Here is a 260-nt window from a genome sequence, read left to right on the forward strand (position 1 = left end):
TTTTTGTATTCATCCTTTCCACCTAGGGTTTCTGGGACGATGTGGTCTATTTCCATAATGTCTTCTTCCTTAAAATAGTGTCCGCAGTGGGTACACTTCCCTTTCTGTTTCTTCAAGAGCTTCGATACTCTCGTTGGAACACCGGGTTGTTTTCCCATTCTTGTACTCCAGTATTTGAGATTACCGTCATATGGGCTGGCCTCGCCTTTGACTTTAACGTGTCTGACAATTGGAGTCTCGGAGTGGTATCGCAATTTGAT

General features: G+C 43.8%; 1 protein-coding gene. It reads right to left on the minus strand.

The genetic code is table 11. The annotated features are described in order from the left end of the window. Positions 1-158, minus strand: a 158-nt coding sequence (locus LKK83_RS17110) for an HNH endonuclease (protein ID WP_324632457.1), incomplete at its 3' end; no start/stop codon positions are given. Between the last annotated feature and the right edge of the window lie 102 nt (positions 159-260).

It is taken from the genome of Phormidium sp. CCY1219, from assembly GCF_035615515.1.
GTDB lineage: Bacteria > Cyanobacteriota > Cyanobacteriia > Cyanobacteriales > Laspinemataceae > CCY1219.